The organism is Lacinutrix sp. MEBiC02595, from assembly GCF_053601555.1.
This window is the reverse complement of record NZ_JBSHNU010000127.1, coordinates 1-259: the sequence shown is the minus strand read 5'-3', so window position 1 is coordinate 259 and position 259 is coordinate 1. Positions and strand designations below refer to the sequence as shown.

The following is a 259-nucleotide window of genomic DNA, read 5'->3' as shown; positions in this document are numbered from 1 at the left end:
AGACGGCATTACTACACAATTAGATTTATCTGCAATCATAGCAAACCTGGAAGCTTTAACAACATTAGTAGACAACAACGACGGAACATTAACTTACACCGATGAAGATGGAAATCCAACTATTTTAGATGTTGCTAACTTAGAAACTTTAACATCCATTGCTTTAAACGCAGACAATACAAACATCGATTATACAGACGAAGACGGCATTACTACACAATTAGATTTATCTGCAATCATAGCAAACCTGGAAGCTTTA

General features: G+C 35.1%; 1 protein-coding gene. It reads left to right on the top strand.

The window, feature by feature from the left end; all coding sequences use genetic code 11:
- Window positions 1-259 (top strand): hypothetical protein (locus tag ACVCZW_RS01385; RefSeq protein ID WP_452231470.1); only part of this gene is annotated, 259 nt, incomplete at both ends.